Raw genomic sequence first — 15,128 nt, 5'->3', positions numbered from 1 at the left:
CGCCCCGCCGGCCGGGGCCCGCCGGAAGCTCCGGTGCGGGTCCCCGGCCGAGCGGGGTGGTTGGTCAGCGGCGCGCAGCGCCGGGTACGGCGGTCAGGGGCGCGGCAGCGCGGCCTCGACGAGCGCGGCCTGCTCGGCGTCGTGCATCTTGGCCGAGCCCACCGCCGGGGCGGCGGCCGCCGGGCGGGAGATCCGGCGCAGCCGTACGCCCTCCAGGTGCTCCAGCAGGTTGAGCGCGACGAACGACCAGGCGCCCTGGTTGGCCGGCTCCTCCTGCACCCAGGCGAAGTCCTCCGCGTTCGGGTACTGCGCGAGGGCGGCCCGGACCTCCTCGACCGGCAGCGGGTAGAGCTGCTCCATCCGGACGATCGCGGTGTCGGTGATGGTGCGCTCCGCCCGCGCCTGCACCAGGTCGTAGTAGACCTTGCCGGTGCAGAGCAGGACCCGCTTGACCGCCTCCGGTGCCGGGGCGGTGACCCCGGCCGTACCGGCACCGTCGGGGAGGACCGGCTGGAAGGTGCCGGTGGTGAAGTCCTCGACGTTCGACACGCAGAGCTTGTGCCGCAGCAGGGACTTCGGGGTGAAGACCACCAGCGGCTTGCGCTTCGGCGACAGCGCCTGCCGGCGCAGCAGGTGGAAGTAGCTGGCCGGGGTGGTCGGCATCGCGACGCGCATGTTGTCCTCGGCGCAGAGCTGGAGGAACCGCTCCGGCCGCCCCGAGGTGTGGTCGGGGCCCTGGCCCTCGTGTCCGTGCGGCAGCAGCAGGGTCACCGCGGACTGCTGGGCCCACTTGACCTCGCCGGAGGAGATGAACTCGTCCACCACGGTCTGCGCGCCGTTGGCGAAGTCGCCGAACTGGGCCTCCCAGAGCACCAGCGCCTCGGTGTTCTCCACCGAGTAGCCGTACTCGAAGCCCATCGCGGCGTACTCGCTGAGCAGGGAGTCGTGCACGAAGAACCGGGACCGGTCGTTGGCCAGTGCGGAGACCGGCAGGTGCTCGGAGCCGGTGCGCGAGTCCACGATGACGGCGTGCCGCTGTACGAAGGTGCCGCGCCGGGAGTCCTGCCCGGCGAGCCGCACGGTGACTCCGTCGTTCAGCAGCGAGCCGAAGGCGATGATCTCGCCGAAGCCCCAGTCGATGTTGCCCGACTCGGCCATCTTGGCCCGCCGGTCGAGCAGTTGCTGGATGCGCTTGTGCGGGGTGAAGCCCTCCGGCAGCGTGACGTGGGCCTGGCCGACGGCGCGGACCACCGACGCCTCGGTGGCGGTCTCGACCGGCGGCTCCGGCTCCGCCTGCCGCCGTGGCCGGGCCGGCTGGCGGGGCGAGGACGCGGCGTCCCGGGTCGCCTTGAAGACCCGCTCCAGTTGGGCCTGGAAGTCGCGCAGCAGCTCCTCGGCGTCCTCCAGCGTGATGTCGCCGCGCCCGATCAGTTCCTCGGTGTAGAGCTTCCGGACGGACCGCTTCGAGTCGATGATCTTGTACATCTGCGGGTTGGACATCGACGGGTCGTCGCCCTCGTTGTGCCCCCGGCGCCGGTAGCAGACCATGTCGATCACGACGTCCTTGTTGAACGCCTGCCGGTACTCGAAGGCCAGCCGGGCCACCCGGACCACGGCCTCCGGGTCGTCCCCGTTGACGTGGAAGATCGGCGCCTGGATCATCCGGGCGACGTCGGTGCTGTAGAGGCTGGAGCGCGAGTACTCCGGTGCCGTGGTGAAGCCGACCTGGTTGTTGACCACCACGTGCACCGTGCCGCCGGTGCGGTATCCGCGCAGCTGGGAGAGGTTGAGGGTCTCGGCCACCACACCCTGCCCGGCGAACGCGGCGTCGCCGTGCACGGCCACCGGCAGCACCGTGTAGCCCTCCAGCTTGAGGTCGATGCGGTCCTGCTTGGCCCGGACGATGCCCTCCAGTACCGGATCCACCGCCTCCAGGTGGGACGGGTTGGCGGTCACCGACACCTTGATCGAGTGCTCGCCGTCCGGGGTGGTGAACTTGCCGGCCTGGCCGAGGTGGTACTTCACGTCGCCGGAGCCCTGGGTGGAGCGCGGGTCGAGGTGCCCCTCGAACTCGGAGAAGATCTTCTCGTACGGCTTGCCGACGATGTTGGCCAGCACGTTCAGCCGGCCCCGGTGGGCCATGCCGATCACGACCTCGTCCAGGTCGCTCTCGGCGGCGCACTCCAGCACCTCACCGAGCAGTGGGATCGCCGACTCCCCGCCCTCCAGCGAGAACCGCTTCTGGCCGACGTACTTGGTCTGCAGGAAGGTCTCGAACGCCTCGGCGGCGTTGAGCCGGTTGAGGACGTGCTTCTGCTCGTCCGGCGCCGGCTTCTCGTACTTGCGCTCGATCCGCTCCTGGATCCAGCGCCGCTCCTCCGGGTCCTGGATGTGCATGTACTCGATGCCGACCCGGCGGCAGTACGAGTCGCGCAGCACCCCGAGGACCTCGCGCAGCTTCATCTTCTGCTTGCCGGCGAAGCCGCCGACCGGGAAGGTGCGGTCCAGGTCCCAGAGGGTCAGCCCGTGCTGGAGGACGTCCAGGTCCGGGTGCTTGCGGATCTTGAACTCGAGCGGGTCGGTGTCGGCCATCAGGTGACCGCGCACCCGGTAGGCGTGGATGATCTCGATGACCCGGGCGGTCTTGTTGATCTGCCCCTCGGAGCTGACCGCCACGTCGCGCATCCAGCGCACCGGCTCGTAGGGGATGCGCAGCGCGGTGAAGATCTCGTCGTAGAAGCCGCGCTCGCCGAGCACCAGCTCGTGCACGGCCTTGAGGAACTCGCCGGACTGGGCGCCCTGGATGATCCGGTGGTCGTACGTGCTGGTCAGCGTGATGATCTTGCTGACCGCCAGCTCCGCCAGGGTCTCCTCGGACATCCCCTGGTACGGCGCCGGGTACTCCATCGCGCCGACACCGATGATCGTGCCCTGCCCGACCATCAGCCGGGGCTGGGAGTGCACGGTGCCGATGCCGCCCGGGTTGGTCAGCGAGATCGTCGTGCCGCCGTAGTCCTCCATGGTCAGCTCGTTGCGCCGGGCGCGCCGGACCACGTCCTCGTACGCCTGCCAGAACTGACGGAAGTCCATCTGCTCGCAGGATTTGATCGACGGCACCACCAGGGTGCGCGAGCCGTCCGGCTTGGCCAGGTCGATCGCGATGCCCAGGTTGACGTGCTCGGGCTTCACCACCGCCGGCTTGCCGTCGACCTCGGTGAAGGAGCTGTTCATCTCCGGACGCTCGGCGAGCGCCTTGACCAGCGCGTACCCGATCAGGTGTGTGAAGCTGACCTTGCCACCACGACCCCGGGTCAGGTGGTTGTTGATCACGATGCGGTTGTCCACCAGCAGCTTCGCCGGGACGGCCCGGACGCTGGTCGCGGTCGGCACCGCCAGCGAGGCGTCCATGTTCTGCACGATCCGCGCCGCCACACCGCGCAGCGGGGTGGTCTGCCCGCCGCCGTCGGCACCGCCCGCGGGGGTGGCCTTGGCGGGGGCGGCGGTCTTGGCGGCGGGGGCGGCCTTGGCCGGCGCGCTCCGGGTGGTGGCGGCCTTGGCGGTGGCACCGTCCGGCGTCGCCGGGGCCGCCGGCTTCGCCCGGGCCGGTGCCTTGGCCGGGGGCTGGCCGGCCGGGGCGGACGCCGTCGCCGGCTTCGCGCCCTCGGTCGCGGGCGGCCCGGCCGGGGTGGCCGGCGCGCTGGCGGTCGAGGTGTGCGCGTCCGCGCTCTGCTCTCCCTGCGTGTCGGTGGCCGCGCCGGAGCCGTCCGCACCGGCTGACCCGGCGGCCGGACGGTAGTCCGCGAAGAAGTCGTGCCAGGCCGGATCGACGCTGGTGGGGTCGGCGAGGTAGCGCTGGTACATCTCCTCGACGATCCACTCATTGGGGCCGAAACCCGCCAATGGATTGTCCTGCGAAGTCTGCTGGGTCGACACGGCCGGTAATCGCCTCTTTCACGCGGGTTGTGTTTCACGCGGGTCCTGCGGCCCGTTTCCGGGGCTGCGACGAAGGACGATCCCAAGGCTACGCCGTACGTTAACAGTCAGCATTGTCGCATCGGACCCGTGTCGCGTTTCACAACGTATGGGCCCTTCTGCCGCTCGGTGCGGCGAACCGGCCCTGCGCCGGCCGGCCGGTGGGGGTGGCCGGCCGTGGCCCGCCCCCACCGGTCGGTGCGTCAGGAGATGTCCCGCCTGCGCATGATCAACGTGCCGATGGTCCCCGTCACCAACGCGTACCCGATCATCACCGCGGCGCCGGCCCAACGGGGCGGGTTGCCGGGCAGGTCGGTGCCGGTCGTCATCAACTGGGACGCCAGCGCGGGAACGACGAGCTGGAGGTTGTTGATCCAGTCACCCCACTGGCCGGCGAGGGTACCGAGGAAGATGATCGCCCCGATGTAGCCGGCGAGGTAGGTCAGGATCGCGGTCACGGTGGCGCCGATCTGGCTGCGGATCAGCACGCCGAAGCCGATCCCGAAGATCGCCCAGAGCAGGTAGGCCAACCCGTTCAGCCCGATCGCCTGCCACACCGCGCCCTGGTCGAGATGGCTGGAGACGCCCAGGCCGTTCAGGATGAGCGGGGTGAACACCAGGTTGAGCACGGTGGTCACCGCCCAGAAGATCAGGCCGAGGATCGCGGCGGCGGCCAGCTTCCCGAGCACCACGGCCGTCCGGTGCGGCGTGGTGAGGAACGTCGTGGTCGCGGTCTGGTGGAAGAACTCGTTGGTCACCACGATCACGCCGAGCAGCATGACGATCAGTACGCCGAGGAACTGCCCGTTGGTGTAGAGGTTCGCGGCGACGTTGATCGGGTCGGCGACCGCCTGGAACTGCGCGTCCTGCTGCTCCGCGGGCACACCGACGCTGCCCGGGTCGAGCAGCACCTGCGACTGGAAGTAGTTGAACAGCAGGGTGATCGCCCAGAGTGGCAGCGAGATGAGCGCGAAGATCCACCAGGTGTTCGTGGTACGGATCTTGAGGAGCTCGGACCGGATCAGCTTCATCGGATATCCGCCTTCCCGGCCGTGAGTTCGAGGAAGACCCCTTCCAGGTCGGGGCGTTCGGTGGTCAGCTCGTGCAACTCGACCTTGGCGTTCAGCGCGGTCCGGCCGACCGTCGGGGCGTCCACCCCGTCGACGAGCAGCAGCCCGTCCTCATCGCGCCGTACCTCGGCGTTCTGCTGGGCCAGCGCGGTCGCCAGCTCCTCGGCCTGCGGGGTGCGTACCCGGACCCGCCCGCCGTGTGCCATCGATCCGATGACCGTGTCGACCGGGCCCTGCCGGATCAGCCTGCCGGCCGCGATGATCACCACGTCGTCGGCGAGCAACTGCATCTCGGAGAGGAGGTGGCTGGAGACCAGCACCGTCCGGCCCTCCGCCGCGAGGCCCTTGAGGAACCCGCGCATCCAGCGGATGCCCTCCGGGTCGAGGCCGTTCGCCGGCTCGTCCAGCACCAGCACCTTCGGGTCGCCGAGCATGGCGGCGGCGATGCCGAGCCGCTGCCGCATGCCGAGCGAGTAGCCCTTGAACTTCCGCTTGGCGGCGGGGGTGAGCCCGACCAGGGCGAGCACCTCGTCGGCCCGCCGCGCCGGCAGGCCGGCCGCCGCGCAGATCACCCGGAGATGGTTGACCCCGGTGCGGCCCTTGTGCGCGCTCGACGCCTCCAGCACCGCGCCGACGTGCCGGAGCGGCTCGGCGAGGTCGGCGTACCGCTGGCCGCCGATCGTCGCCCGCCCGGCCGTGGGGGTGACCAGGTTGAGCAGCATGCGCAGGGTGGTGGTCTTACCGGCGCCGTTCGGCCCCAGGAAGCCGGTCACCCGCCCCGGCTGCACGGCGAACGACAGGTCGTCCACCGCTCGGACATTGCGGTATTGCTTCGTCAGGCCGGTGACCACGATCTGGCCGGCCACCGTGGCGGGGCTCGGTCGCCCGTCGGACATCTTTCTCCCTCCGTGTCGACGCCACCGTCCCGGTCGCGCCGTTACACAGCGTCGATGCTGGGTGTCGCCAGGTCAATCGGGATCATTGCGGAGTCGACCGTCATCCCCGGGCACGAGGCGGTCCTCCCCAAGCAGGAGCCGACCCGGTGGAGCACGAGGTCAGGCACCAGGTAGCGCAACGTATCACCCCCGCGCCACCCGGCCGGGCGACCGCGAGCGGCCGGTGCGGCGGGGCTGTACCACATCCCGTTCACCCGATCGACACGCGCGCCACCGGCGGTCGAAACGTCGAGGGCAGTCCGTGGGCCTACACAGAGACCATGGCCGTTCTGCTCACCGCCCCCGCACAGACCGGGACCAGCGGTTACACCCTGCTGATCGCCGACACCGCGGCGCAGGTCGCCGCCGCCCAGCGGCTGCGCCACACCGTCTTCGCCGAGGAGTTCGGCGCCGATCTCTCCTCCCCGGTCTCCGGACTGGACATCGACGACTTCGACGCGCACTGTGACCACCTGATCGTCCGGGACGACCGGACCGGGGCGGTCGTGGGGACGTACCGGATGCTGCTCCCGGAGCGCGCGGCCCGGGCCGGTCGCCGGTACGCCGAGGGGGAGTTCGACCTGACGCCGCTCGCGCCGCTGCGCGACGACCTGGTGGAGATCGGCCGCTCCTGCGTCGACCCCGCGCACCGCTCCGGCGCGGTGATCAACCTGATGTGGGCCGGCATCGCGCGCTACCTGCACCTGCGCAACCTGCGGTGGCTCGGCGGCTGCGCCTCGGTGCCCCTGGCCGACGGGGGTGCGACCGCCGGCGCGGTCTGGTCGGAGGTGGCCCGTCGCCATCTGGCGCCGCCGCCGCTGCGGGTCCGCCCGCACCGGCCGTGGCTGGCCGAGCCGGGCGCGGCGGCCGTGCTGACCCCGCCGGCCGGCGCGGCACCCGAGGCGGGGGCGGAGCCGGTGCGACGCCCCCGGGTCCCGATGCCGGCGCTGCTCCGCGGCTACCTGCGCCTGGGCGCCTGGGTCTGCGGCGAGCCGGCGTACGACCCCGCCTTCGCCAGCGCGGACCTTTACGTGCTGCTCTCGCTGGACCGGATGCCCGCCCGGTACCGCCGGCACTTCCTGGGCCCCGACCAGTGACCGCGCCCGCCGCGACAGCCCGTCCGGAGCACTCCCTCTGGCGCCCGCACTCCGGCTGCGGGCCGGACTGCCTCCCGGCGCCGGGGCGGACGCCGGTCGTTCCCGGGCCGCGCCGGCTGGCCCGCCTCGGTGCGCTGCTCGGTGCGCTGCTCTTCGGCGCGGCGCTGCTGCCCGTACTCCCGGTGCTGTCCCGGCCCGCGCGGCACCGTGCCGGCCGGGCCTGGGCCCGCACGGTGCTGCGGGCGGCCGGAATCCGGCTCACCGTCCGGGGCCGGCTGCCCGACCGCCGGGCGCTGCTGGTGGCCAACCACGTCTCCTGGCTGGACGTGGTCGCCATCCTGGCGGCGGTGCCGGCCCGGATGCTGGCCAAGCAGGAGGTGCGACGGTGGCCGCTGATCGGGACGCTGGCCGCGCTCGGCGGCGCGATCTTCGTCGACCGGGCCCGGCCGCGGACCCTGCCGGCCACGGTGGCCCGGGTCGCGGCCCAGCTGCGGGCCGACGGCGTGGTCGCGGTCTTTCCGGAGGGTACGACGTGGTGCGGGTCGCCCGCCGAGGTCGCCCGGTGCGCCTCGGCGGTCCGGTTCCGGCCGGCGATGTTCCAGGCCGCGGTCGACGCGCGGGCCCCGGTCGTGCCGGTGCACCTGGAGTACCGGATCCAGCCCGGCCCCGGTGCCGCCCCCGGTGCCGGTACCACCGTCGCCGCCTTCCTCGCCGAGGAGAGCCTGCTCACCTCGGTACGCCGGGTGCTGGCGGTGCGGGACCTGGTCGTGACCCTGACCGTCACGCCCGATCCGGGTCCCGGGGCGGCCGGTGACCGGCGGGCGCTCGCGGCGGCGGCCGAGGCGGCGGTACGGGCAGCGGCTCGGGCGGCCGGTCACGCGGCGGCCCCGGTGCCCTCGGACGCCCTCGGACTGGCCGCCTGACCCGATTGGCTATCGCGATGTATCGCGTTAGCCTGTGCACGGCCGGCAGGCGGATCGGGACGGCCGGGGCGCGGGGCGGGCGGAGGAGGTGACCGGCGGCATGAGTGGAGTCTTCGGCCACGGGCGGCTCCGGCTCCATCTCCTCACGCTCCTGGACGCCGGCCCGAGGCACGGTTACGAGTTGATCCGGGTGCTGGAGGAGCGCTTCCTCGGCCACTACGCGCCCAGCGCCGGCACGATCTATCCCCGGCTGCGGCGGTTGGAGGTGGAGGGCCTGGTCACCCACCACGCGGCGGGCGGCCGGAAGGTCTACCAGATCACCGAGGCGGGTCGGGCCGAACTGCGTCAGCGGGCCGACGAGGTCGCCGCGCTGGAGTCCGAGATCCGCACCTCGGTGGCGGACCTGGGGAGGCTCGCCGCGCAGGGCCGGCCCGCACCGGGAGCCCCGGAGCCGGCGGTGGACCCGGCCGCCGAGTTCGACCGGCGGTTGACGGTCTTCCTGGCCGAGGCGCGGCGGCTGGCCCGGGATCCCCGGTTCACCGAGGTCCAGCTGCGTACGGCGGTCCGGGTCCTGGACGGCGCCCTGGACGGGTTCCGCCGGCTGCTGCGCTGAGCCGGTTCCCCGGGCCACGCCTGTGCCGGGAGCACCCTGCGCCGGGTACGGTGCGGTGGCTCCCGCCGCCGAGGCCGGGGCGCCGGACGCTCGGCCCACCCGTGGGCGTCGCCCACCCGGGCCGGCTCTCAGAAAGTTTTCAGCGGACGCCCAGCCGGGACGCAGCGCTGGCGCGGATGATGACCCCATGGCAGCAACACAGAGCGAAGCCCGACTACTGGTCGTCGAGGACGATCCGAACATTCTGGAGCTGCTCTCCGCCAGCCTGCGCTTCGCCGGCTTCGACGTGGCCACCGCGACGAGTGGCAGCGCGGCGGTCAGCGCCGCCCGGGACCGCCGTCCCGACCTGGTCGTGCTGGACGTCATGCTGCCCGACCTCGACGGCTTCGAGGTGATCCGGCTGCTTCGCGAGGGCGGCACCCGTACCCCGGTGGTCTTCCTCACCGCCCGGGACGCCACCGACGACAAGATCCGGGGCCTGACCCTGGGCGGCGACGACTACGTCACCAAGCCGTTCAGTCTGGAGGAGCTGACCGCCCGGATCCGGGCGGTGCTGCGGCGTACGGCCACCGGTGAGCACGCCCCGTCCCGGCTGACCTTCGCCGACCTGGAGCTGGACGAGGAGACCCACGAGGTGCACCGGGCCGGCAAGCGGGTGCAGCTCTCGCCGACCGAGTTCAAGCTGCTGCGCTACCTGATGTTGAACGCCAACCGGGTGCTGTCCAAGGCGCAGATCCTGGACCACGTCTGGAACTACGACTTCAGGGGCGACGACAACATCGTGGAGTCCTACATCTCCTACCTGCGACGCAAGATCGACACTACCCAGCCCCGGCTCATCCACACCCTGCGCGGCGTCGGATACGTGCTGCGCAAACCGGCGGCGTGAGCAACCATCTGACGCTGCCGCTCAAGGGGCGGTTGCGTGCCGTACCGCTGCGCGTCAAGCTCGTCGCCGCGGTGCTCGTGCTGGTCGCCGCCGCGCTGGTGGTGATCAGCGTGATGACCGCCTTCTTCCTGCGCAACTACCTGATCGACAAGATCGACGACGAGCTGAGCGATTACGTTCGGCAGCCGCAGGCGGTCCTGGCACAGCTCGGCCAGGACCAGACGACCGGGACCAGCAGCCTCCCCACCGACTACCTCGTGGTGCCGGCGAGCAAGCAGCTGCGCGAGGCCTATCCGCTCTACGACCGGCGGAAGCTGCACGAGTCCAACCTGCCCGGCACGCTCAGCGACGCCGGGTGGTACCAGCGGCACGCCGACGGGAAGATCTTCACCGTCTCCTCCATCGACCACCGGCTCCGGTGGCGGATGTTGGTCGTGCAGATCGGCGACGGCGAATTCCTCGCGGTCGGGCAGCACCTCACCGACGTCGACCTGGCGGTCAAGGAGCTGATCTGGATCGACGTGCTGGTGGGCGGGTCCGTGCTGATCACACTCGCCGCGGCGGGGGCGGCGATCGTCCGTACCAGCCTCCGGCCGCTGGTCGAGATCGAACGGACCGCGGCGGCGATCGCCGGGGGTGATCTGAGCCGGCGGGTGCCGGATCCGGAACCCGGGGAGGTGGAGGCCAAGACCGAACTCGGCCGGCTCTCCCGGGCCCTGAACGCGATGCTCACCCAGATCGAGGCGGCCTTCACCGACCGGGCTGCCTCGGAGTCGGCGGCCCGGTCCGCGGAGCTGACCGCGCGGACCGCCGAGGCGGCGGCCCGCAACGCGGCGATCAGCGCGCAGGCCTCCGAGTCGCGGGCCCGTCGGTCGGAGGAGCGGATGCGGCAGTTCATCGCCGACGCCTCCCACGAACTCCGTACCCCGCTGACCACCATCCGGGGGTTCGCCGAGCTCTACCGGCAGGGTGCCGCGGGTTCCCCCGAGGACATCGCCCGGCTGATCCGGCGGATCGAGGACGAGGCGGCCCGGATGGGGCTGCTGGTGGAGGACCTTCTCCTGCTGGCCCGCCTGGATCGGGAACGCCCGCTCACCCTGGCCCCGGTCGAGTTGCCGGTGCTGGCCGGCGACGCGGTGCAGGCGGCCCGGGTGGTCGCACCGGACCGGAGCATCAACCTGGACATCGAGCCGGGCGCCGGTCCCCTCGTGGTGCTCGGCGACGACGCCCGGCTGCGCCAGGTGCTGGGCAACCTGGTGACGAACGCCCTCACCCACACGCCTCCGGACGCCTCGGTGACGCTGCGGCTGCGGCGGGAGGCCGACGAGGCCGTGGTGGAGGTGGCGGACACCGGACCCGGTCTCTCCGCGGAGCAGGCCGAACGGGTCTTCGAGCGGTTCTACCGGACGGACGCCGCCCGGACCCGCCGGGCGGACGGGACCATCAGCACCGGGCTGGGACTGGCGATCGTCGCGGCGCTGGTCGCCGGGCATCAGGGCTCGGTGCAGGTGGCCGAGACACCGGGTGGGGGAGCGACGTTCATCGTCCGCCTGCCGCTGGCGCCGGAGACCGAAGGCATCGACGTAGACTGATTCTCAGGAAATTTTCAGGCCGATTCCAGGTACGTCGCAGAGCGGAAGGGCAAGGTATTGGTCATGAGCGAGTTCGAGACCGACCCGCCGCGGCCGCCGGCCAACCCCGACCGCGAGCCCTCGCACCCCACTGCCGAGCTGCCGCGCGTCGACCGCGGGCAGGGCGGCTCCGGAGCCTCCGGCAGCACCCCCACCGACGCCACGGCGACACCGCACACCGCCCCGGGCGACAGCACATCGGACGACACCGCCAGGATCGACGCCGCGCGGTTCGACAGCGCGCCGGACGACGCCGGGCCGTCGACCCCCTCCCAGCCGTACAGCGCACCGCCGGCCCCCGGCCAGCCGTACGCCGCGCCGGCTGCGGCTCCGGCCTCGGGGCCGGCCGGCGCCAACCCCTGGCAGGCCCCGCACGCCGGACAGCAGTACCCGCAGGCCGGGCCGCAGCCGGGCTGGGCGGGCCACCACCACCCGGGGCAGCAGCAGGGCTGGGCCGGAGCGCAGCCCGGACACCACCCGGGCTGGACCGGCCAGCAGACCCACCAGCCGGGCTGGCCCGGCAACCCGACCCACCACCCCGCGGCGCACGCCCCCGGCGCCGGGATGTCGCACCAGCCGCACCTCGGCGGCCCGGTCCCGCCCTGGGCGACCGGACCCGGCACCGGCGCACCCTCGGGCGGCCCCGGCCGGCTGGGCAGGATTGCCGCGATCGGCGCCGCGGCCCTGGTCCTGATGGTCGGCTCCGGCCTCGCCGGTGGCGCCATCGCGGTGGCCGTCGGCGACTCCGGCCCGAGCATCACCCGCAGCTACAGCTCGGCCCCCGTGATCAACCCGGCGGACCTGCCGAAGATCGCCGCCCAGGTGCAGGACAGCGTCGTGTCGATCAGCACCGGCAGCGGTGAGGGCTCCGGCGTGGTGATGACCGCGGACGGCTTCGTCCTGACCAACAACCACGTGGTGGCGAGCGCGAACGGCGGTGAGGTCCAGGTGACCTTCGCCGACGGCAAGCGGGCCGCCGCCAACATCATAGGTACCGACCCGAAGACCGACCTGGCCGTGGTCAAGGCCGAGGGCGTCTCCGGGTTGAGCGCCGCCACCTTCGGTGACAGCGACGCGATGCAGGTCGGCGACACCGTCCTCGCCCTGGGCAGCCCGCTCGGCCTACAGGGCTCGGTGACCGCCGGCATCATCAGCGCGCGGGACCGGACCATCCAGGCCGGCGGCGGCCAGGAGGAGCCGCAGAACCCGTTCCAGCCGCGACAGCAGCAGGGCGCGGTCAGCTCGATCTCCGGGCTGCTCCAGACCGACGCGCCGATCAACCCCGGCAACTCCGGCGGCGCCCTGGTCAGCACCAGGGGCGAGGTGATCGGCATCAACACCGCGATCGCCACCGCCGGACAGGGCACCGGCAACATCGGGGTGGGCTTCGCGATCCCCAGCAACAAGGCCAGGACGGTCGCCGAGGCGTTGCAGCGGGGCGAGAAGGTCAGCCACCCCTCGCTCGGGGTCTCGCTCGGGGACACGGAGAACGGCGGCGCCCTGGTCCGGGAGGTCGTCGCGAACAGCCCGGCGGCCAAGGCCGGCCTCCAGCAGGGGGACGTCGTCACCCAGTTCGGGGACAAGCGGATCAACGACTCCCAGGATCTGGTCGGTGCCGTACAGGCCGGCAAGGTCGGTGACCAGGTACGGGTGACGTACACCCGAAACGGGGTGGAAAAAACCGCAACCGTGACGCTCGCCGAAGCGTCATAGAGACAGAACCGCCGCGAGCATTCGGGCCGACCTTCCGCACAACGGAAGTACGCCTCCTCCCCGGAGCGGCGGGCGACGTGACCAAGGGGGTTGGTCATGTCGCCCGCCGCTCCTCTCCGTTCCGGCCCCGGCACCCGCTTCGCCCGCGGTGCCGGGGCCGCGCCTCACCTGCCCCGGGTGAGCCGGCCTCACCCGACGGGGGGCGAATATCGGGAGTGGCTCTGGAAACGACGGACGGCCGGTCCCGCCCCGGGGCCGCCGGCCGGGACCCGCGGGAGGAACGGCGATGAGCACCACCACCATGGTCCGCAGCGATGTCGACATCCAGCGCGATCTGCTGGCGGAGCTGGAGTGGGAGGCCCGGGTCGAGTCCGGCGGGATCGGGGTCTCGGTCAGGAGCGGCATCGCCACCCTGACCGGACGGGTGGACAGCTACGCCGAGAAGTGGGCGGCCGAGCGCACCGCGCACCGGATCCGCGGCGTCCGCGCCCTGGCCAACGACATCGAGGTACGCCTTCCCGGCGCCCACGAGCGCGCGGACCCGGACATCGCGACCGCGGCGAGCCGGGCCCTGGAGTGGGACGCCTTCGTGCCGACCGACCAGGTCCAGGTGACCGTCGCCAACGGCTGGGTCACGTTGCGTGGTGAGGTCGAGCGGGGCTTCGAACGGCGGGCCGCCGAACGGGACGTCCGCCGGCTCACCGGCGTACGCGGGGTGACGAACCTGGTCGCCGTCCGGCCGGTCGACGGGATCTCCCCCGACGAGGTCCGGCGGGACATCCGCAGTGCGCTCGCCCGGACCGCGGACGTCGACGCCGAGCTGATCCACGTCGACGTGCAGGGCCGGACCGTGGTGCTCAGCGGCGAGGTGCGCTCCTGGATCGAGCGGGACGGCGCGGAACGGGCCGCCTGGGGTGCTCCCGGGGTCTGCGAGGTCGAGGTACGCCTGACCCTGGCGAGCTGAGCCGGGCGCGCCCGGAGCGCGAACCGTCCGACCCGAGACCTGGCGAGGAGGACCGCATCGGTGACCAGGAACGAGACCGGACCCTCGTCGCGCCCGCTGCGGGTCGCGATGATCGTTCCTCCGTGGTACGCGCTGCCGCCCCCCGGCTACGGCGGGCTGGAACAGGTCTGCTCGGCCCTGGTCGACGCGCTCGCCGCGAAGGGGCACGAGGTGACCCTCTTCGGGGCGGGTACCGGCACCGGCACCGCGGCCACCTTCGTCGGGACCGTACCGGAGTTGCAGCACCAGCGGGTCGGGCAGGCGCTGCCGGAGCTGGCCCACCTGGCCCGGGTGAACCGGATGGTCTCGCCCGCCTCGTACGACATCGTGCACGACCACACCACGGTCGGCCCGTACGCCGCCGCGGACCGGTCGGTGCCGACCGTGGCCACCGTGCACAACCGGCCGAGCGGGGAACTGCGGGAGATCCTCGGTGACGTCGATCCCTCGGTCGGTCTGGTGGCGATCTCCGACACCCAGCGTCGGCTCGCGCCGGAGCTGCCGTGGGCGGCCACCGTCCACAACGGGATCTCCACCGCCACCATGATGGCGAAGTCGTCACCCGGCCCCGGCCCCGTGCTCTGGCTCGCCCGGTTCAGCGCGGACAAGGGACCGGACCTGGCGATCCAGGCATGCCGGGACGCCGGGATGCCGTTGGTGCTGGCCGGCAAGTGCGACGAGCGGCCCGAGCAGCGGTATCTGGAGCAGGTCGTGGAGCCGATGGTGGGCCCGGACGTGACGGTGCTGCGCAACCCGGACCGGGACGCGACGGTCCGGCTGATGCTCGCGGCCCGCTGCCTGATCATGCCGATCCGCTGGGAGGAACCGTTCGGCATGGTGATGGTGGAGGCGATGGCCACCGGTACCCCGGTGGTGGCGCTCAACCGGGGCGCCGTGCCCGAGCTGGTCCGGTCCGGCGAGACCGGACTGATCTGCGACGAACCGGCGGAGCTGGCCGGCGCGCTGCGGCAGGTGTCCCGGATCGAGCCGGCCGCCTGCGTGGCGCACGTGCGGCGGGCGTTCTCCGCCGAGCGGATGGCCGACGACTACGAGCGGGTCTACCGGGAACGGCTCGCCGTCCCGGCACCGTCCGGCCGGAACGAGCGGGCACCCTCCGTGGCGTGGTGAGCGTCGGGGCCCCGTCCCGTACCCCGGTGCCGGCCCGGGTGCGGTGCGCTGTCGGGTAACGGACGCGAGGGTACGACGAACGCATCGACGCCCTACGCTCCTTGCCGCAGCGGCATGCGGAGGGCGGAGATCGGTGGCGGTCGACGGAAACCGG

11 protein-coding genes are annotated in these 15,128 nt (G+C 72.6%); 8 read left to right on the top strand and 3 right to left on the bottom strand.

The window, feature by feature from the left end:
- Positions 1–93: 93 nt before the first annotated feature.
- From ACQEUR_RS16690 to ACQEUR_RS16680, 3 genes are all read right to left on the bottom strand, one after another.
- Positions 94–3,933: a multifunctional oxoglutarate decarboxylase/oxoglutarate dehydrogenase thiamine pyrophosphate-binding subunit/dihydrolipoyllysine-residue succinyltransferase subunit gene (locus ACQEUR_RS16690; RefSeq protein WP_433031512.1), complete on the bottom strand. Its 3,840-nt coding sequence runs from the start codon at positions 3,931–3,933 to the stop codon at positions 94–96.
- 242 nt (positions 3,934–4,175) lie between these two features.
- A complete protein-coding gene (locus ACQEUR_RS16685; RefSeq protein WP_433031509.1) occupies positions 4,176–5,003 on the bottom strand; it encodes an ABC transporter permease in 828 nt (275 codons plus the stop codon).
- Positions 5,000–5,938: an ATP-binding cassette domain-containing protein gene (locus tag ACQEUR_RS16680; RefSeq protein WP_433031506.1), complete on the bottom strand. Its 939-nt coding sequence runs from the start codon at positions 5,936–5,938 to the stop codon at positions 5,000–5,002. Before ACQEUR_RS16680 ends, ACQEUR_RS16685 begins: the two co-directional genes overlap by 4 nt.
- 320 nt (positions 5,939–6,258) lie before the next feature.
- Between ACQEUR_RS16680 and ACQEUR_RS16675 the strand changes: the two genes are divergently transcribed.
- From ACQEUR_RS16675 to ACQEUR_RS16640, 8 genes are all read left to right on the top strand, one after another.
- A complete protein-coding gene (locus ACQEUR_RS16675; protein WP_433031503.1) occupies positions 6,259–7,074 on the top strand; it encodes a GNAT family N-acetyltransferase in 816 nt (271 codons plus the stop codon).
- Positions 7,071–7,997 (top strand): lysophospholipid acyltransferase family protein, encoded by a 927-nt coding sequence (locus ACQEUR_RS16670; protein ID WP_433031500.1) that lies wholly within the window; start codon positions 7,071–7,073, stop codon positions 7,995–7,997. Before ACQEUR_RS16675 ends, ACQEUR_RS16670 begins: the two co-directional genes overlap by 4 nt.
- Before the next feature lie 34 nt (positions 7,998–8,031).
- On the top strand, positions 8,032–8,610 hold the full coding sequence (locus tag ACQEUR_RS16665) for a PadR family transcriptional regulator (protein WP_433031497.1): 579 nt from the start codon (positions 8,032–8,034) through the stop codon (positions 8,608–8,610).
- A 187-nt stretch (positions 8,611–8,797) separates the two neighbouring features.
- Positions 8,798–9,499, top strand: coding sequence for a response regulator transcription factor (locus tag ACQEUR_RS16660; protein ID WP_433031494.1), 702 nt, complete (start codon positions 8,798–8,800; stop codon positions 9,497–9,499).
- Positions 9,496–11,091: a sensor histidine kinase gene (locus ACQEUR_RS16655; RefSeq protein WP_433031491.1), complete on the top strand. Its 1,596-nt coding sequence runs from the start codon at positions 9,496–9,498 to the stop codon at positions 11,089–11,091. The genes ACQEUR_RS16660 and ACQEUR_RS16655 overlap by 4 nt, the downstream gene beginning before the upstream one ends.
- 63 nt (positions 11,092–11,154) lie before the next feature.
- On the top strand, positions 11,155–12,843 hold the full coding sequence (locus tag ACQEUR_RS16650) for a trypsin-like peptidase domain-containing protein (protein WP_433031489.1): 1,689 nt from the start codon (positions 11,155–11,157) through the stop codon (positions 12,841–12,843).
- A gap of 286 nt (positions 12,844–13,129) precedes the next feature.
- Complete coding sequence (locus tag ACQEUR_RS16645; protein WP_433031486.1) at positions 13,130–13,807, top strand: BON domain-containing protein; 678 nt, start codon at positions 13,130–13,132, stop codon at positions 13,805–13,807.
- 108 nt (positions 13,808–13,915) lie between these two features.
- A complete protein-coding gene (locus ACQEUR_RS16640; RefSeq protein WP_433031716.1) occupies positions 13,916–14,974 on the top strand; it encodes a glycosyltransferase family 4 protein in 1,059 nt (352 codons plus the stop codon).
- The last annotated feature ends 154 nt before the right edge of the window (positions 14,975–15,128 follow it).

This window comes from Plantactinospora sp. CA-290183, from assembly GCF_050936375.1.
Lineage (GTDB): Bacteria > Actinomycetota > Actinomycetes > Mycobacteriales > Micromonosporaceae > Plantactinospora.
The sequence above is the reverse complement of the archived record's forward strand: the minus strand, read 5'-3'. Positions and strand labels throughout refer to the sequence as shown.